We start from the raw sequence: 17,747 nt of genomic DNA, 5'->3' as shown, positions 1-17,747 counted from the left end.
CCTATTTGAACCATGGCTAGCACAAAACCGGGCCTTGGCAGCTGGACTTATGCACAAAAATCTTGTTGCGCCGCCGCAATGCGGGGACCTTGTCCTATTTCGCGCTATCAAAGCAATAGCGCTCGTAAGTCCTTGATTTATATAAAGACTTTAAATTGCTTTTTTTCCGGGCAATTTAAGAAAACCCTTGATTTACAAGGCTTCGCGACCTTCGCGGACAAGCTGTCAACAAAGTTATCCACAGAAAATCTGGAAATCTGTAAAGTGGCGCCAAATCAAGGACTTAGCGCATTATCTGGATGTACTTCCCAAGAAGTAAACACATTTAGTTACTCCAAATGAGCTTTTGGCTGCAAGTCGTCGTCGCGGCGCCCGCGCACAGTTCCATCGCCGGGCCCCTCACTTATCAGAGTGAGTCGCCACTGCCTGTGGGCTCGCTGGTGCGCGTGCCGCTGGGCCGGCGCGAAGTCCTGGGCGTGGTCTGGGAGCTGCTGGCGGACAGCGGCGCGCTGCTGGAGATGCAGACGCGCCACGTCGCCGGCGCGCTGGAAGGCCTGCCCCCCTTGTCCGCCACCTGGCGCAAGCTGGTGCAGTTCACCGCGGCTTATTACCAGCGCTCGCTGGGCGAGGTGGCGCTGGCCGCGCTGCCGCCACAGCTGCGCGACCTCAGCAACGTGCAGCTGGCGCGGCGGCTCAAACGCCCGGTGGCCGACACCAGCTGCGCGCCGGACGGCCGGGCCCTGTGGGCGCTCAGCCCGCAGCAGGCCGCCGTGCTGGCCGAATTCCATGCCGACAGCCGGCCCGCGCTGCTCTTCGGCGCCACCGGCAGCGGCAAGACCGAGGTCTACCTGCGCGCCGCGGCCCGCGTGCTCGAGCTGGACCCGGCCGCCCAGGTGCTGGTGATGGTGCCCGAGATCAACCTCACGCCGCAGCTGCAGTCGCGCTTTGAAGAGCGTTTTGCCCACCTGGGCAAGGAGCGCGTGGTGGCCCTGCACAGCGGCCTGACGCCGGCCCAGCGCCTGAAAAGCTGGCTGGCCGCCCACGCCGGCCATGCGCGCCTGGTGCTGGGCACGCGCATGGCGGTGTTTGCCTCCATGCCCAATTTGCGCCTGATCGTGGTCGACGAGGAACACGACCCCAGCTACAAGCAGCAGGAAGGCGCGCGTTATTCGGCGCGCGACCTGTCGGTCTACCGCGCCAAGATCGAAACCGAAGACGCCACGCATGCGCACGGCCCCTGCCGCGTGCTGCTGGGCTCGGCCACGCCTTCACTCGAAAGCTGGCAGGCCACGCTGGCGGGACGCTACCAGCGGCTCGTCATGGACGAGCGTATTGGTGCAGCGCCATCCACCGGCGAAGAACTGGCCCCCTACGCCGCCGGGCCCCAGCCCGAAGCTTCCACACCGCCGCAAGCCAGGGAGCCAGGCCCCCTGGGCGACGCCGGCAGCCTGCCCACGGTGCGGCGCGTGGACATGAACCACCAGCCCAAGCACTGCATCATCGCGCCGCCGCTGCTGGATGCGATCGCGCAGCGTGTGGCGCGCGGCGAGCAGTCGCTGATTTTTTTAAACCGGCGGGGCTACGCGCCCGTGCTGGCCTGCCATGACTGCGGCTGGAAAAGCGAATGCCCGCATTGCAGCGCGTTTCGCGTCTTCCACAAGATGGACCGCACCCTGCGCTGCCACCACTGCGGTTTCACCGAGCGCGTGCCGCGCGCCTGCCCCAGCTGCGGCAACATCGACATCGCGCCCGTGGGCCGCGGCACCGAGCGGCTCGAAGAACACCTGGCCGAGCTGCTGGCCGGCGTGAAACGGCCCGACGGCGAGCCGGTGCGCATCGCGCGCATAGACGCCGACACCACGCGGCTCAAGGGCGCGCTCGAATCGCAGCTGGCCAGCGTGCATGCGGGCGAGGTCGACGTGCTGGTCGGTACGCAGATGATCGCCAAGGGCCACGACTTCCGGCACATCACGCTGGTGGCCGCCATCAACCCCGACGGCGCGCTGTTCTCCAGCGACTTCCGCGCGCCCGAGCGACTCTTCAGCCTGCTGATGCAGGCCGGCGGCCGGGCCGGGCGCGATGCGCGCCACAGCGGCGCCAGCGAGATGTGGGTACAGACCTTCCACCCCGAGCACCCCCTGTTCGCCGCGCTCAAGCGGCACGACTACGCGGGCTTCGCGGCGCAGCAGCTCGCCGAACGCGAAGCGGCCGGCATGTCGCCCTTCGGCTTTTCGGCGCTGGTGCGCGCCGAGGCGCGCACGCAGGAGGTGGCGCAAGGCTTTCTGAACGCGGCTGCGGCCCAAGCCGAGTCCTTGCAACTCACGGGCAACGGCCAGGTCACGGCCTACCCGGCGGTGCCGATGACGATACAGCGTGTGGCCGATATCGAGCGCGCGCAGATGCTGGTCGAAAGCCCTTCGCGAGCGGCGCTGCAGCGCTTCCTCGCGGCCTGGCAGCCGGTACTGTTTGAAACGCGCCAGCAGGCGGAATTCAAGAGCCTGATTCGCTGGGCGATTGATGTGGATCCGATTGCGATTTGATGGAATTGCCGGTAGTTTGTTTTTCGCACGCTACTTAGCGCAATGTCAGGCGCTCCCAATGTGACTTGCCCTGTTTAGTCGAACAGGAGCGGCCACAGGGGCGTACGATGTTGGGCACCCGTGTCGATCGGCAAGTTAGGCGTCACTCGCACCAAACCTCACACTTCTCTCGGGTTCGCAGATTGAGAAGCGTGGCACTCGCGCAGGCGCCATACGGACTGCCGTCTAAGAAGATCACCTCGTCGTCTTCCTCCATATTGAAGCAGTACGTCTTTGCCTCATACTTCTCTCCATTGATGACAAATAGTTCATCATTCTGCGAAGTCTCGATCGTATAAACGCTTGCGCCACGGCCAGCCCGGAAACGAGGTATTGCACGCGGTGTCTCCAGGAGACGCTGTGGCGGATTGACGCGAACGCCAGGCTCTGACGAGCCGGACATTACCGCACGCGATTCCCTCTCGACGCAGCTTCGGAATAAGCTCGGCCCAAGACTCTGAGGACAGGACTGCAACACCCATGTGCGCTTGTCTTGGGGCATTGCATCGAGATTCGGCATACCGGCTCGCAGTGCAGCGAGTTCTCTGGACTGGCAGGAGATAGTTAGACTTGGCCCGAGACTCGAGGGACAACTGCGTTGAATCCAGGCACGATCCGCTTCTTTCAGCGCGGATATATCTGGAATCCCTCTCTTCAAAGCGCCCACTTCGCGGTAAACACATGACGTCCAAAGAGCTGGGCCCAAGCTGCGAGAGCAAACCCTGTTCACCCAAGCTTGCTGGTCTTTCGGAAGTTCGGCAAGAGCTGCATCCGTACTCTGAGCCGAACTAAGACCAGAGAAGAGAACAGTCGTGAGCAGAACAATGAGTCGCATACGTTTCCCAGTGGAACCTAGCGTTCGATTAGGCCGAGAAACGAGCGGGTGTACTCTGCATGGTCTTGCGATAGCAATGCGCGCGTGTTGCCCCTGCAAAGCCAACCGATGTACTTGGGAATTACCACCCAAGGCGGAGGCGGGGTTGGAGGCCCCGCTGCTCGGGTGTGCCAGTTCGAGGTTCCGGTTGCTACTTCGACGAGTGCAATTCCGTGCGATGTGGCGTACTCGATGGCGCCGGACTGGAACCCCGACACCGAAAATAGCATACCCTTATGTGCACCGAGTGATTGAATCTTGCTGTGCAGAACCTGAACGTCCTTTCGCTCCACCGGGCGAGCAAGGTGCTTGCATTCGACCAAGACCACGAACCTCGCGCCAAGCGCCGAGAATGTTGCGACCACATCGATAACGTACTCGCCGTCCACGCCCGCGAGTAACGCTTGATGTTCAGACTGATAGTCCACTAGGCCGTCGGCCGCGGCATCGATGATGCCTTGCACAAGCAGCTCGAAGTCGCGCGGTGTCAGTGACAGTGACTCTGTGGGTGGGCGCATATGCGAAACCTGACGTAAAAATGATCGACGGACAGTAGGCCTGCGAGAACGGCCGATAAGACGTTTGCGTCGGTTGCCAAGTTAGGTTTCACTCGCACGTCCTACCAGTCGACTCTCCGAAGACCGAACTTTTCCAGGTGCTCCGCGGTTTCTAGGAATTTTGTGGGAGCACTCCAGCCGTAGCTCAGAGTGACATCGTCGTCGGATTCTTCCTCGATCTCCACATCGACCGTGCCAGGCACCGAAGAAACCGCATTCAGAGCGTCTGTTCCCAGAGAGTTGTTCGAAACGAAGACTCCGGTAGTGCGGGAAATTTTGATTGCGTAGCGCTTCAATTCCTCCCCCTCTCGATCACGCAGGATTAGCCCTGGTCTCGGTCAGGCCCGGACGTTCCAGACCTATTCGAGTTGACACCCTTCGCAATTGCAAATCCGGAAACGGCGGATAACAATGGCAACCCAGCCTCCGCCGAGATGGTCTTCGTCAAGAGCAAAATTGTCAGGATGATGATGATCAGAACGGCGACGACGATCTGACCATAGGTCATCCAAAACTCATTACGCCTCTGCAACGACTCCGTTAGCGCGTCAACGAAGTACCGAGGTAAGTTCGGTCGGATGTTCTGCTGCTTCCAGAAATCAAGGAATTTCGCCAAGCCCCAAAAGTCGTACTGACTCTCATCGAACATCCGTCGACCGAACCAAACTATGGCCCAGACAAGACCAATTCCGAGTGCACCGACGATCAAACATAGCCAGAACACCTGATCGGCGCTCAGGACCTGAGATGCGGCCTGTGTAGATGGTGGCATGTTATCCCCTGCGAAATCTAACGTAGTGCATACCGCGAGATACCGCGGCATAACCTGGCGACTTCAACCACCTTGCATGAAGGTTGTGCTCAGGATTCCCAGCAATTCTTGATCAACCCCATAGGTTTGAACATCCTCCATCTGAAGGATGCCGCCGAAATCCTGATCGGCTGCAAAGCTTAGCTGCCCGCGCACAATGCGCCCGGCTCAGGCGGCAATGGTTCGCCGCTCTCCTTGCACAGGCACTGCATCGCCCTCCGTCACCTGCCGCCAATCCTCCTGCCCCATCCAGTCACGCAGCGCCACCACACCCTTGGGCGTGATCTCCAGCGCGCGCATGCCCTGGCGGCGCAAGAGCCAGCCGCGCTCCAGGCTGTGCGTGCAAATCAGCGTGCCCAGTTGCCCGGCCACATGGAAGCGGCGTTCGCTCCAGTCCAGGCAGGGTCGGCAGTAGGGCCGCTTGGTATTGCTGCCGGGCGGCGAAGTCGTCAGGTCAATGCCCAGGCGCGCCAGCACGGCACCGGCCTTGTCCGTCACATGGCCGGCCTCGCCGTCAAACGCAATGGCGCCGTCGCCCACCAGGTGCTGGGCAATGGCCACGCCGAGCCGGCCGGCGATGTGGTCGTAGCAGCTGCGCGCCATGCGCATGGCTGCGTCCTTGGGGCCGGGCACCACGGCGCGGCGCACCGGCGGCGCGTTCTGCGCCGCGAGTTGCGTGATGCCTTCAAGCACGCGGGCCACATCGGCCGAGGCCAGCCGGTGGTAGCGGTGGCGGCCGTGCTGCTCGACGCGCAGCAGGCCGCCTTCGACCAGCAGCGCGAGGTGGCGGCTGGCGGTTTGCGGCGACACATTGCCGGCGCCGGCCAGTTCATGGGCCGTGAGCGAACGGCCGTCCAGCAGTTCCATCAGCATGGCGGTGCGGGCCGGTTCGCCGACCAGCGAGGCGATGTGGGCGATCTGGTTGGTGTTCATCATGGGTTTTGGGGTCTCGTAGCAGCAACCTTATCAGCATCGGAGAGCCCATGCTTCGCTCCGGAGCTAAGTATCGCGGTCACTCTTCGCCGCACCATGGAGGCCATGCGGCAAGCACTGCCGCCTCTCAAGGAATGCCCATGGAAACATCTGCGACTCCCGCCCTCCAGCCCCCGATACCGCGCGCCTTCTTTGGCGCCACCGTGGTGCGCGCCGCCTTTGTGCTGGCCATCTTCGGCTGGGGCATAGGTTTTTACAGCCCGGCGATCTTTCTGCACGCGGTGCTGGCGCGCACCGGCTGGGCACTGCCGCTGGTATCCAGCGCAGTCACCTTTCACTTTTTGTTCGGCGCAGGCGTGGTGGCCTGCCTGCCGCGCATCCATGCCCGGCTGGGCGTGGCCGCCACCATCGCCGCAGGCGCCGCCGCGCTGGCCCTGGGCCTTCTGGGCTGGGCACTGGCAGCCCAGCCCTGGCAGCTGTTTGTAGCCGCACTGCTGACCGGCGGCGGCTGGGTGACCATGGGCGCGGCGGGCATCAACGCCATCATCTCGCCCTGGTTTGTGCGCGGCCGGCCCATGGCGCTGGCCAAGGCTTACAACGGCGCCAGCCTGGGCGGCGTGATTTTTTCGCCGCTGTGGGGCGCGCTGATCGCCATGATGGGCTTCACCGCGGCAACGCTGTGGGTGGGCGCGGCCATGCTGGCCGTCGTGGGTTGCCTCAGCTTTTTTGTCGTGGTGCAAACACCGGAGCGCCTGGGCCAGCGGCCCGACGGTGACGCACCGGGCACGCTGCCCGGCAGCGTCACGTCAGCGCATGCCAAGCCGTTGCCGGGCCGGCTGCTGTGGCGCGACTGCGGCTTTCGCACGCTGGCCGCCGCCATGGCACTGAGCCTGTTCGCGCAGGCCGGCCTGATCACACATTTGTATTCGTTGCTGGTCTTCGCCCTGGGCGCCCAGGGCGCGGGCCTGGCGATGGCGCTGGCGACCGCTTGCGCGATTGGCGGGCGCACCATCGTGGCCAAGTGCATGCCGGCCGGTGCCGACCGCCGCCTGGTCGCCAGCGTGAGTTATGCGGTGCAGATCGCCGGCTCGCTGGCTTTGGCCTGCGCGGCGGAACACCAAAGCGCGCTGATCCTGCTGGGCGTGGTGCTGTTCGGCGTCGGCATCGGCAACGCGACCTCGCTGCCGCCGCTGGTGGCGCAGGTGGAATTCGTCAAGGAAGACGTGGCGCGCGTGGTGGCGCTGATCGTCGCGATGTCGCAAGGCCTGTGGGCGCTGGCGCCGGCCACGTTTGCCCTGCTGCTGGTGACCGGCAACGGGAGCCCGGCGCACCTGGGCGCCGGCACAGGCCTTTACTTCGGCGCGACGGTGCTGCTGCAGCTGGCCGCGATTGCCTGCATGCTGGGTGGCCGCAAGCCTGCGGGCTGAACGTTCAACCCAGGCGCGGCGTGGCGTCGGGCAGACAGGCCGCGGCGCGCGCCAGCAGCAGTTCGCGTTCGCGCAGGTTGCGCGTCAGCGAGGCGGCGCGTTCAAATTCGGCATGTGCCTCTTCCAGGCGTCCCAGCTTGAACAGGAAGTCGCCGCGCACGCTGGGCAGCAGGTGGTAGTTTTTCATCAAGGGCTCGGCCAGCAGCGCGTCGGCCACCTCCAGCCCCGTGGCCGGGCCGAAGGCCATGGCCAGCGCCACGGCGCGATTCAGCTCCACCACCGGCGAGGGCGCGAGCTGCGCCAGCGCGTCGTAGAGCGCGGCGATGCGCGTCCAGTCGGTATCGGCGCCCGTGGGTGCGCGCGCATGGCAGGCGGCGATCGCGGCCTGCAGCGCATACGGCCCCAGCGCGCCGCCCAGCGCCTCGGCGCGGGCCAGTGCGGCAAAGCCGCGGCGTATCAGCAAATGGTCCCAGCGCGCGCGGTTCTGTTCCAGCAGCAGGATGGGCTCGCCCGACGGCCCTGTGCGCGCCTTGGCACGCGAGGCCTGGATTTCCATGAGAGCCACCAGGCCATGGACTTCGGGTTCCTGCGTCGCGAGCTCGGCCAGTACACGCCCCAGGCGCAAGGCTTCGTCGCAGAGCGCGGGCCGCATCCAGTCGCCGCCCGAGGTGGCCGAATAGCCTTCGTTGAAGATCAGGTAGATGACCTCCAGCACCGAGGCCAGCCGGGCGTCGCGCTCTTCGGGGCCGGGCACCTCAAAGGGCACGCGCGCCTCGGCCAGCGTGCGTTTGGCGCGCACGATGCGCTGGGCCACCGTGGGCTCGGGGACCAGGAAGGCGCGCGCGATCTCGTCGGTGCTCAGGCCGCCCAGCAGCCGCAGCGTGAGCGCGATGCGCGCCTCGGTGGACAGCACCGGGTGGCAGGCGGTGAAGATCAGGCGCAGCAGGTCGTCGCCGTAATCGTCGGCACCGTCGTCCCCGGAGCCTGGCTCATCTACGTCGGCGAAAGCCATGTCCTGCTCCATCTCGAGTTCGCGGCCCAGCTCTTCATGCTTGAGCGCAAGCAGCTTGCGGCGACGGAGATAGTCGATGGCACGGTGCTTGGCGACGGCCATGAGCCAGGCGCCCGGGTTGTCCGGAACGCCGGTCTTCGGCCAGCGCTCGAGCGCCGTGACCAGCGCGTCCTGCGCGATCTCTTCGGCCAGGCCCACCTCCTGCACCATGCGCGCAACCTTGGCGATGACCTTGGCCGATTCGATGCGCCAGACGGCGTCGATGGCGCGGTGGGTTTCATGCGAGGCCATGCGGCTTCAGGCGCCCTTGCCTTTGCTTTTGCCGCTCGGCGCCTGCTGCATCTCGGTGAAGCCGGCGGCGGCTTGCTGCACGTCGGGCGGGAAGTCGCTCATCTCCTGCACCTGGCGCACTTCGATGATTTCGTTTTCACCGCCGGGGCAACGAGACGCCCATTGGATGGCTTCCTCGCGCGAGGCCACGTTGATCATCCAGAAGCCGCCCAGCACTTCGCGGGCTTCGGCGAAGGGGCCGTCGCTCACGCGAGGCTTGCCGCCGGGGAAGCTCACGCGCGCGCCCATGGACGGCGGGTGCAGGCCTTCGAGCGAGAGCAGCACGCCGGCTTTCTGCAGTTCTTCGTTGTACTTCATCATGGCGGCCACGGCATCGGCGCTGGGCAGGGTGCCGGCGGCGGCGCTTTCGTAGCCTTTGGGGATCATCAGCATCATGAATCGCATTTGAATACTCCTTGGGTATGGGTTTGAGGTCAGCGGCCGGCTTTACTTTTCCGCAGCGGCCTTCATGGCGGCCAGGCCGTCTTCAAAGTCCTTGCCCACCATCTTGTCGATGTTGAAGAAGACATGCATGACCCTGGAGATCAGGGGCGCGGGACCCGCCATTTCCCAGCTCACCACACTGCCGCCGGCCTGCGGCTGGATGCTGAACACCACCTTGTTGTGGGCTTCAAAGGGCCTGCTGAAATTAAGGTCTATCCTGACGACGGAAGACGGCACCGATTCGGTGATCAGCATGTCGCCCGTGCCGACCTGCTTGCCTTCCCAGGCGTAGGCCGCGCCCTTGCCGGCTGCCGGGCCGCTGAAGCTGCGCTTCATGGCCGGGTCCTTGTTCTCATAGGGCGACCAGGCACCCCAGTTCTTGTAGTCGTTGATCAGCGGGAAGATTTTTTCGGGCGGCGCCTGGACGGTGGTCTGGCGCTGGACGCGGAAGGTGTCGGGCTTGCCGGCGGCAAGCACCAGCACGGTCACGACAAAAAGCACGATGACAAGGGCGGCAATGATGGCAATGGTCTTGAACATGTAAATCCCCTTTTTGGTGTTCGTTCACTTTATGAATGGGCGAGCGCCGGGTTTATCAGGGCCTGCCGGCCCTCCAAAAAACGTCTGCTCACCGATACGACGAACGGAAAACATGAAATCGACATGCCCGACCAAAAAAATTTCAGATTTTTTTTGGACCAGGGCCTGAATTTCAGGCTGCGGCGAAGTCAGCCGCCTCATAGAGCAGCCGGATTTCCACCTCAACCTCCTCGGTGTCGCTGAAAGGAAACGGATAGCCCAGCGCCCAGTCCACCGCGGCCTGCAGCGAGCGTGCCTGGATGATCCAGAAGCCGGCCAGCAACTCCTTGGCTTCGGCGAAAGGTCCGTCCATCACGCTGGGTTTGCCCCGGGTGAATTTGAGACGGGATCCGCTGGCGCTGGGCTTGAGGCCTTCGCCCATCAGCAGCACGCCGGCTTTCACGGCCTCGTCGTTGTGCTGGGCCATGCGACCCAGCCACTGGCTATCGGGCACGGTGCCGGCTTCGGCCCTGTCGTTGGCCTTGAGCAAAATCATGAAACGGCGAAAGCCCTCGGGCAGGGCCGGCGCGCCGTCACCGGCCACGCCGCGCAGGCCACCGGGGCAGCCGCCCTCGCGGATTTCCAGCGAGCTGTTGCCGCCGGCATCTTCCTGCGGCCAGCGTTTGAGCCACTCGATGACCTCCTGGCGCGAGGCCGCCTCGACCATGGTGAAGCCGGCGATCAGCTCCTTGGCTTCGGTGAAGGGGCCGTCGACGACCGTGGGCTTGCCGCCGGAAAAGCGGATGCGCGCGCCCTTTGAACTCGGCTGCAGGCCTTCGCCGCCCAGCAGCATGCCGGCCTTCGCCAGTTCTTCGTTGTAAGCGCCCATGGCAGCCAGCAGCGCCGGGCTGGGGAGCTCGCCGGCCTCGGTACTCGCGTCGGATTTGCGCAGGATCATGAATTGCATATGAGAAGTCTCCTCAGGAGGGCAGCCCGCGCCGCCGTCCCCGGTTTTTACCTCAAACACGGGGCCGGCGCGTTTCAGCCCTTTGCTTCCACCTGCCGGCGCAGGCGCTCCTCGGCTTCGCGCAGCTCGGGCGTGAATTCGGCGCCGAAGTCTTCGGCCGAGAACACCTGGCGGATTTCGATTTCGGCTTCGCTCTCCGGTGGAAGGGGGCAGCGCTTGACCCACTCAATCGCTTCTTCTTTTGACGAGACCTGCAGCATCCAGAAGCCGGCCACCAGCTCTTTGGTTTCAGGGAAAGGCCCGTCAATCACGGTGCGCTTGCTGCCGGAAAACCTGACGCGCGCGCCTTTGGAACTGGGATGCAGCCCCTCGCCCGCCAGCATCACGCCGGCCTTGACCAGCGATTCGTTGAATTTGCCCATGTCGGCCAACAGTTGTTCGCTGGGCATTTCGCCGGCTTCGCTGTGTTTGTCGGCTTTGATCAGGACCATGAATTTCATATCGGACTCCTTGAGGTTGGTGTTGGGAGCGGAGAGCCCGGACAACCCGGGCAGAAACATCCTGCTCTTATGGGTACGACGAATGGCTGGAGCGAAATCGACAGTTCGGGATCGTCTTTTTTCAGGCTTTTTTGTAACAGCGGCCGCAAAGACCGGCTACCAGGCTCAAGTCAGCAGGGCCACGGCTGCCGAGAAACTGAAAAAAGCCAGAACCGTCGACAACAGGATGATGCGCGCGATGCGGCCGTTGTCCGCGCCGAAACGCTCGGCCAGCAGCGCCACATTGCTGGCGCTGGGCAGGGCCGCCACCAGCACGATCACGGTGAGCGCAAAACGCTCCAGCGGCACGCCCAGCGCGATGGCGCCCAGCCCCACCAGGCCGACGAGCACCGGGTGAATCACCAGCTTGATCAGCGCCACCGGCACGTAGTCCCTGAGCGGCGTGGCCGCAACGCTGGTCATCTGCGAGCGGGCCAGCACCGCGCCTATGGTGAACAAGGCCACCGGCGAGGCCGCGTCGGCCAGCAGCCCGACGGTCTGCATCACCGGCCCGGGCAGCGCCACCCCGAAGCCCGACGACAGCGCGCCCAGCACGATGGCCCAGGGCATGGGATTGAGCGCCACGCCCTTGAGCGCCTTCTGCGCGGCGACTTCGGCGCCGTGGATGTCGGCGGAATCCAGCCGCGACAGCGCGATGCACAGCGAACTCGTGACCAGCAGGTCGACCAGGATGGTGACGATGGCCGGGCCGGCGGCCTGCGCGCCCAGCAGCGCCACCAGCAGGGGCACACCCATGAAGCCGGTGTTGGGAAAGGCCGCGACCAGCGCGCCGAAGGACGCATCGTTCCAGGCAATGCGGCCCTTGCGCGTGAGCATCACGGTGAAAGCCACCATCAGCAGCGCGCACACCAGGTAGACGGCCACCAGGCTGGCATCCAGCAGCTGCGCGATCGGCGTGCCGGCGCCGAAGCGGTAGAGCATGCAGGGCAGCGCGAAATACAGCACAAAGGTGTTGAGGCCGGGAATGGCCAGCTGCGGGAGCAGGCCCCGGCGCGCGGCCAGGTAGCCGCACAGCACCAGGGCGAAAAAGGGGAAGGTGACGAAAAGAATGCCGAGCACGGCGCTGATTGTCGCCCAGGCCTTGCGTGGGGGTTGCAGCAGAGCTCCGCCCGCCTGTCGATGGGGCAAAAAAATAGCTGCAGCGCAGGGAGTGCCTGCGCTGCAGCTACTTATTCATGACAGGGCAAATGACGGCAAGACAGCTGGCGGCTGGCGTGGTTCCGATGTGGATCCCGCCGGCCCGCCGCCGAACGCCTGGCATTCGCCCGGCGCCGCCGCTTTAGAAGCTGTGCGCAATACCCGCGTAGATGGTTCTTTGCGACTGGTTGACCGCCGGATTGCCCGATACCGTGTCCACCCCGAAGTTGGCGCCACTGGAGTTGCTGACGTTGCCGAATGCCGCGTACAGTAGCGTGCGCTTGGACATGCTGTAGTCCGCGCCCACCATGCCCAGCGTGGCCTTGCCGGCCACCCGGTCGGACTTGACGTGGAAGACCGAACCGATCAGCGTGAGCGCCGGCGTCACCTCGTAGCGAACGCCGACCCAGGCATGCTTGAGCTTGCTCGCGGCGGTGAGTGCCGCGTCGGCTGCGGTGATGTAGTCGTAAGCCGCATACAGCTTGGCCGGGCCGATCTTGTAGGTGCCGCCGATGATGGTTTCCTTGGAGGTGTTGAAAACATCCGTGAAGGTGCCGACGGCATTGCGGCGCTGGGAATAGATGGCGCGCAGCATCAGGTCCTGGTTCGCATAGGTCATCGAAAAGCCTTCGCCGCGGTTGGCCTTGCTGTTGCCCGCCTGTTCGCCGAGCGAGATCTGCCCCGTGGCACTAAAGCCACCCAAATCAGGCGTTGAATACTCGATTACATTGTTGGCACCGGGCCAGCTGCGGCCCCTGACCAGGGTGGCGCTGCCCACCCACTGCTGGCCGGTCGGGTCCAGGTCCCACACGTCGTTGCTGATGAACAGGTTCTTGCCGATGCGAAAACTGCCCCAGCTGGCGTTGGACAGACCGACATAGGCGCGGCGGTTGAACAGGTTCGTTCCGGCTCCCCCGTTTTTAAGTTCAAACCCGCTTTCGAGAAGGAAGTTGGCCGCCAGGCCGCCGCCCAGGTCTTCTTTGCCCTTCATGCCCCACATGCTGGTGCCCCACTGGTTGCTGGCCACCATGGTTTTAGAGAAACTGGCGTTGGCCACAGGGTCAAACACATGGTCGATATAGGCCAGGCCTGACACGACCCGTCCATACAAGGTGACGGTGGACTGGGCGGAGGCCATTTGCGGAGCCAGCACGGCTGCGCAGGCAACGCCCAGGTACATACTACGGATAGCACTTTTCATGATTTGTCTCTTTTCTGTGGTTGGATTGAGTCAGTTGAAGAAGTCCGGATATGCCCATTCGCCGGCATGGCTGCCCAGAGCGAACCCGGTTCGGGCGGGGAAACTTTTGGCCATGGCGGTCAGCGCGCGGGCAAAGCGCGGTCCAGGTGCACGTAGCCGCCGTCGGGATGAATCCACTGGCCGGTGGTATGCGAGGCTCGGTCGGACAGCAGGAACACCGTCGTGTCGGCAATTTCGCGGTCGGTCGTCATGCGCCGGCCCAAGGGGATCCGGGCCGTGATCTCGGCCAGCGCGGCCGCCGGGTCGGCAAAAGTCTTGAGCCAGTTTTCGTAGAGGGGCGTCATGACTTCCGCCGGCAGCACCGCATTGACCCGCACACCATGCGGCGCCAGGGCGGCGGCCCACTCACGCGTCAGTCCGAGCTGGGCCGCCTTGGCCGCGACATAGCCGCTGGTGTTGCCCTGGCCTGTCAGCGCCGTCTTGGAAGAAATATTGACGATGGCGCCGCGCCTGGCCTTGAGCTGGTCCAGGCACAGGTGCGCCATCAGGTAGTAATGCATCAGGTTGGCCTCCAGCGACCGCGCGAAGGCCTCGGGGCCGGCGTCCAGGCCGACGCTGTCGTTGACGCCGGCGTTGTTGACCAGTGCATCAATGCCGCCGAATTCGTCCACCGTGGCTTGCACCGCGGCCCGGCAGGCGGCTTCGCTTTCAAGCTTGAGCTGGAAGAACCCGTGGCGGGCACCCATTTCCCGCAAGGCCCCGGAAAATTCAGGCAGCAAGGGGCTGCGGCCGAAGATCACCGGCACCGCGCCCTCCCGCGCCAGCTGCAGGCTGATGGCCCCGCCGATTCCGGCGCCCCCGCCGGTGACGATGACAATCTTGTTTTGAAGGTGCAAATCCATGGAGGAGTTCCGGTTTTCTTGATGTTGGATGTTGGTGATGGGTTAATCAGGCTGAAGGTGGAGGGTGTGGCGGGCCGTCAACCCTTGAAGGTGTACTGCGCCAGCGACTCGCGCTTCATCTCGATCGAATAGCCCGGCCGCTGCGGCGGCATGTAGGCGGCATTGCGAATCACGCAGGGATCCACGAAATGCTCGTGCAGGTGGTCCACGTATTCGATGACCCGGCCTTCCTTGGTGCCGGCGATGCAGAGGTAGTCGATCATGGACAGGTGCTGCACGTATTCGCACAGGCCGACCCCGCCGGCATGCGGGCACACCTTGAGCCCGTACTTGGCGGCCATCAGCATCACGGCCAGCACCTCATTGACCCCGCCCAGCCGGCAGGCGTCGATCTGCACCACGTCAATCGCGCCCTGCATGATGAGCTGCTTGAACATGACGCGGTTCTGGCACATCTCGCCGGTGGCGACCTGCATGTCGCCCTTGACCGCCTCGCGGATGCGGCGGTGGCCTTCGATGTCGTCGGGGCTGGTCGGCTCTTCGATGAACCAGGGCTTGGCAAAACGCAGGTGGTCCAGCCAGTCAATTGCCTCGTTCACATCCCACACCTGGTTGGCATCGATCATCAGGGTGCGGTCGGGGCCCAGCACCTCGCGGGCGACTCGCACCCGGCGGATGTCGTCCTGCAGGTCACGGCCCACCTTGAGCTTGATGTGCGAAAAGCCGGCATCCACCGCCTCCTGGGCCAGGCGCCTGAGCTTCTCGTCGTCATAGCCCAGCCAGCCGGCGGAGGTGGTGTAGCAGGCGTAGCCTTCCTGCTCGAGTGTCTTCAGGCGCGCGTCCTTGCCGGCGGCCTGGCGCGTCAGCAGCGCCAGTGCTTCGGCCGGCGTGATGCAGTCGGTGATGTAGCGAAAGTCGATCAGCCTGACGATCTCTTCCGGACTCATGCGGGCCACCAGCTTCCACACCGGCAGGCCTTCCTGCTTGGCCCACAGGTCCCACACGGCATTGACCACGGCGGCGGTCGCCAGGTGGATGGCGCCTTTGTCCGGGCCTATCCATCGCAGCTGGCTGTCCGAGGTGATGTAGCGCCAGAAACGGCCCATGTCCGCGGTCACCCAGTCCATGTCCAGGCCGACCACCAGATGGCGCATGGCTTCGATGGCGGCGCAGCAGATTTCATTGCCGCGGCCGATTGTGAAGGTCAGGCCATGGCCTTCAAGCCCGGGCTCGCCGGTTTCCAGCACCACATAGGCGGCCGAATAATCCGGGTCCGGATTCATCGCATCCGAGCCGTCGAGATGCCGCGACGTCGGAAAGCGCACGTCGATGACTCGCATGGATTGGACAGTGCTCATGAAGGATTGCCTGGTGAAGAAGCGCTTCAGCGCGTGGCCGCCCGGAGGCCGCCGCACCCATCAGTCATACAGGACCGCCGCGATCTTGGGATCGTTGATGGTGGTCTTGTCGTAGTAGTAAAAACCGGTGTCGATGACCTTGGGCAGCTTCTCGCCCTTGAGGGACTTGACCGCCGCCTCCACGGTCTTGTAGCCGATGCCGACCGGGTTCTGCGTGATGGCGCCGGCCATCGAGCCGTCCAGGATGGCGGCTTTTTGCTGCTTGCCGGAGTCGTAGCCGATGATCACCACCTTGCGTTTCATCTCCCTGGCACCGTTCAGCGCGCCAATGGCCGAGCCTTCGTTGGCGCCGAAAATTCCCTTCAGGTTGGGGTTGGCCTGCAGGATGGACTTGGTGATCTCGGTGGATTTGAGCTGGTCACCGCCGCCGTACTGCACGCTGACGATCTTGATGTTGGGATAGGTCGACTTGATGCGGTTGACAAATCCATCGGTGCGGTCGATGCCGGTGCGGCTGGTCTGGTCGTGCACCACCAGGGCGACGTCGCCGCTTTTGCCGATCAGCTCGGCCATCTTGTCGGCGGCCAGGGCGGCGGCGGCCACGTTGTTGGTGGTGGTTGTGGTCACCGGGATGTCGCTGTCCACGCCCGAGTCAAAGGCGATGACCGGAATCTTGGCGGCTTGGGCTTTTTTCAGCAGCGGGATCGACGCCTTGCTGTCCAGCGCGGCAAAGCCGATGGCCGACGGTTTTTTGGCCAGCGCCGCCGCGAACATGTCGATCTGCTTGTCCACCATGCTCTCGCTCTCGGGGCCTTCGAAGGTCACCTTGACCTTGTAGTCCTTGCCGGCCTGCTCGGCGCCGGCCTTGACGGCCTGCCAGAACTGGTGCTGAAAGCCCTTGGAGATCATCGGGATGTAGATCTCGTCGGCGGCCAGCGCCGTGGTGCTCAAGGTGCAAGCCAGGCCAAGGCCCAGCGCGAGGCTCAGAAGTGTTCGTTTCAAAATCATGTTGTTGTCTCCGGATCGTTATGGGTTGCTGCAATGAATATCAAAATCAAACGCGGGCAGGGGTTGGGGGCGTGGTTTCTCCGTGGTATGGGCCGCACGCAGGCGACCATCGGTGGGACAGGGCTTGCATTTATTTGCGCTTTCGCAGGATGTCGGCATACACCGCCGCGATGATGATCAGGCCCGTCACCACGGTCTGCCACTCCTGGGCCACCGACATGATGCGCAGCCCGTTGGTCAGCACGCTCATGATGAAAGCGCCGATGATGGTGCCCAGGATCGTGCCGACCCCGCCGCTGAGCGAGGTGCCGCCGATCACGACGGCGGCAATCGCGTCCAGCTCATAACCCTGGCCCAGTGAGGGCTGCGCGGAGTTCAGGCGCGAGGCGATGAGCAGGCCGGCGATGCCGCAGATCGCGCCGCTCAGCGTGTAGACGATGATCTTCCAGCGGTCCACGTTCACGCCCGACAGGCGCACCGCCTCTTCGTTGCTGCCCAGCGCGAAGGTATAGGTGCCCAGCACCGTCTTGTTCAGCACCAGGCTGGACAGCACCGCCACCACAAAGAGAATCAGCACCGCATTGGGGATGGGCAGGTCGGGCAGGAAGTAGCCGATCAGCGATTCCTGGGAGATGACCGAGAACTCCGGCGTGTCGTTGAAATAGATCGGCTTGGAATGGGTGATGACCAGCGACAGGCCCTTGAGCATGAGCATCATGCCCAGCGTGGCAATGAAGGGAGGAATCTTCAGCTTGGCAATCAGCACACCCGAGATGAAGCCGGAGAACGCGCCGAAGAAGAGGGCCGCCAGCACGCCCAGGTAGAACGGCAGGCCCCAGTAAGTCAGCACCACCCCGGCCATGACGGCGCAAAACGTCATCAGGGTGCCCACCGACAGGTCTATGCCCGAGGTGATGATGACAAAGGTGCAGGCGATGGCCAGCACGCCATTCACCGCAGTCGCCTGCAAGATGCCCACCATGTTGTCGGTTTGCATGAAACTGGGCGAGGCCACGCTGAAGAAAATCAGCAATCCCAGCAAACTGGCAAACGCCAGGAGCTTTTGACGGGTATTGCTGCTGAAAGCCGCAGTCTTGAAACTCTGCAGCAACTTGGAGACGGTCATGG

16 protein-coding genes and 1 pseudogene are annotated in these 17,747 nt (G+C 64.0%); 2 read left to right on the top strand and 15 right to left on the bottom strand.

Translation table 11 applies throughout. The features are described 5' to 3' along the window. Nucleotides 1-338: 338 nt before the first annotated feature. Nucleotides 339-2,540, top strand: a complete 2,202-nt coding sequence (gene priA, locus ACSQ27_RS13470; RefSeq protein ID WP_436155990.1) for a replication restart helicase PriA — start codon at nucleotides 339-341, stop codon at nucleotides 2,538-2,540. Between the two features lie 891 nt (nucleotides 2,541-3,431). On the opposite strand, the gene ACSQ27_RS13465 is transcribed toward priA, so the two are convergent. The 3 genes from ACSQ27_RS13465 to ACSQ27_RS13455 all read right to left on the bottom strand — a co-directional run bounded on the left by ACSQ27_RS13465 (nucleotide 3,432) and on the right by ACSQ27_RS13455 (nucleotide 5,754). Further along, nucleotides 3,432-3,971: a restriction endonuclease gene (locus ACSQ27_RS13465; protein ID WP_436155989.1), complete on the bottom strand. Its 540-nt coding sequence runs from the start codon at nucleotides 3,969-3,971 to the stop codon at nucleotides 3,432-3,434. A 361-nt stretch (nucleotides 3,972-4,332) separates the two neighbouring features. Beyond that, nucleotides 4,333-4,782, bottom strand: a complete 450-nt coding sequence (locus ACSQ27_RS13460; RefSeq protein ID WP_436155988.1) for a hypothetical protein — start codon at nucleotides 4,780-4,782, stop codon at nucleotides 4,333-4,335. 207 nt (nucleotides 4,783-4,989) lie between these two features. Next, nucleotides 4,990-5,754: an ArsR/SmtB family transcription factor gene (locus tag ACSQ27_RS13455; protein WP_436156240.1), complete on the bottom strand. Its 765-nt coding sequence runs from the start codon at nucleotides 5,752-5,754 to the stop codon at nucleotides 4,990-4,992. 140 nt (nucleotides 5,755-5,894) lie between these two features. On the opposite strand from ACSQ27_RS13455, the gene ACSQ27_RS13450 reads away from it, so the two are divergent. Then, a complete protein-coding gene (locus ACSQ27_RS13450; RefSeq protein WP_436155987.1) occupies nucleotides 5,895-7,181 on the top strand; it encodes an MFS transporter in 1,287 nt (428 codons plus the stop codon). 4 nt (nucleotides 7,182-7,185) lie between these two features. Here ACSQ27_RS13450 and ACSQ27_RS13445 read toward each other — a convergent pair whose 3' ends face one another. The 12 genes and pseudogenes from ACSQ27_RS13445 to ACSQ27_RS13390 all read right to left on the bottom strand — a co-directional run bounded on the left by ACSQ27_RS13445 (nucleotide 7,186) and on the right by ACSQ27_RS13390 (nucleotide 17,745). After that, complete coding sequence (locus ACSQ27_RS13445) at nucleotides 7,186-8,484, bottom strand: RNA polymerase sigma factor (RefSeq protein WP_436155986.1); 1,299 nt, start codon at nucleotides 8,482-8,484, stop codon at nucleotides 7,186-7,188. A 6-nt stretch (nucleotides 8,485-8,490) separates the two neighbouring features. Then, nucleotides 8,491-8,928: a YciI family protein gene (locus tag ACSQ27_RS13440; RefSeq protein WP_436155985.1), complete on the bottom strand. Its 438-nt coding sequence runs from the start codon at nucleotides 8,926-8,928 to the stop codon at nucleotides 8,491-8,493. Nucleotides 8,929-8,970: 42 nt separating this feature from the next. Next, entirely contained in the window at nucleotides 8,971-9,507 is a 537-nt protein-coding gene (locus tag ACSQ27_RS13435) for an SRPBCC family protein (RefSeq protein ID WP_436155984.1), read from the bottom strand. 172 nt (nucleotides 9,508-9,679) lie between these two features. Beyond that, nucleotides 9,680-10,042, bottom strand: coding sequence for a YciI family protein (locus tag ACSQ27_RS13430; protein ID WP_436156239.1), 363 nt, complete (start codon nucleotides 10,040-10,042; stop codon nucleotides 9,680-9,682). Nucleotides 10,043-10,117: 75 nt separating this feature from the next. Beyond that, a pseudogene (locus ACSQ27_RS13425) lies at nucleotides 10,118-10,453 on the bottom strand (YciI family protein); the annotation flags it as partial. Nucleotides 10,454-10,527: 74 nt separating this feature from the next. Beyond that, a complete protein-coding gene (locus tag ACSQ27_RS13420) occupies nucleotides 10,528-10,953 on the bottom strand; it encodes a YciI family protein (RefSeq protein ID WP_436155983.1) in 426 nt (141 codons plus the stop codon). Nucleotides 10,954-11,118: 165 nt separating this feature from the next. Further along, nucleotides 11,119-12,072 carry an AEC family transporter gene (locus ACSQ27_RS13415; protein ID WP_436155982.1) on the bottom strand — a complete coding sequence of 318 codons (954 nt, stop codon included), beginning with the start codon at nucleotides 12,070-12,072 and terminating at the stop codon, nucleotides 11,119-11,121. A gap of 220 nt (nucleotides 12,073-12,292) precedes the next feature. After that, entirely contained in the window at nucleotides 12,293-13,351 is a 1,059-nt protein-coding gene (locus ACSQ27_RS13410; RefSeq protein WP_436155981.1) for a porin, read from the bottom strand. A 119-nt stretch (nucleotides 13,352-13,470) separates the two neighbouring features. Beyond that, a complete protein-coding gene (locus ACSQ27_RS13405) occupies nucleotides 13,471-14,253 on the bottom strand; it encodes an SDR family oxidoreductase (RefSeq protein WP_436155980.1) in 783 nt (260 codons plus the stop codon). A 77-nt stretch (nucleotides 14,254-14,330) separates the two neighbouring features. Next, entirely contained in the window at nucleotides 14,331-15,611 is a 1,281-nt protein-coding gene (locus ACSQ27_RS13400; protein ID WP_436155979.1) for an L-fuconate dehydratase, read from the bottom strand. A 60-nt stretch (nucleotides 15,612-15,671) separates the two neighbouring features. Then, complete coding sequence (locus ACSQ27_RS13395) at nucleotides 15,672-16,616, bottom strand: ABC transporter substrate-binding protein (protein WP_436156238.1); 945 nt, start codon at nucleotides 16,614-16,616, stop codon at nucleotides 15,672-15,674. Between the two features lie 133 nt (nucleotides 16,617-16,749). After that, nucleotides 16,750-17,745, bottom strand: coding sequence for an ABC transporter permease (locus ACSQ27_RS13390; protein WP_436155978.1), 996 nt, complete (start codon nucleotides 17,743-17,745; stop codon nucleotides 16,750-16,752). Between the last annotated feature and the right edge of the window lie 2 nt (nucleotides 17,746-17,747).

Origin of the sequence: Polaromonas sp. LjRoot131 (assembly GCF_964252805.1) — a bacterium.
Taxonomy (GTDB): domain Bacteria; phylum Pseudomonadota; class Gammaproteobacteria; order Burkholderiales; family Burkholderiaceae_C; genus Polaromonas.
This window is presented reverse-complemented; position numbering and strand designations above follow the sequence as displayed.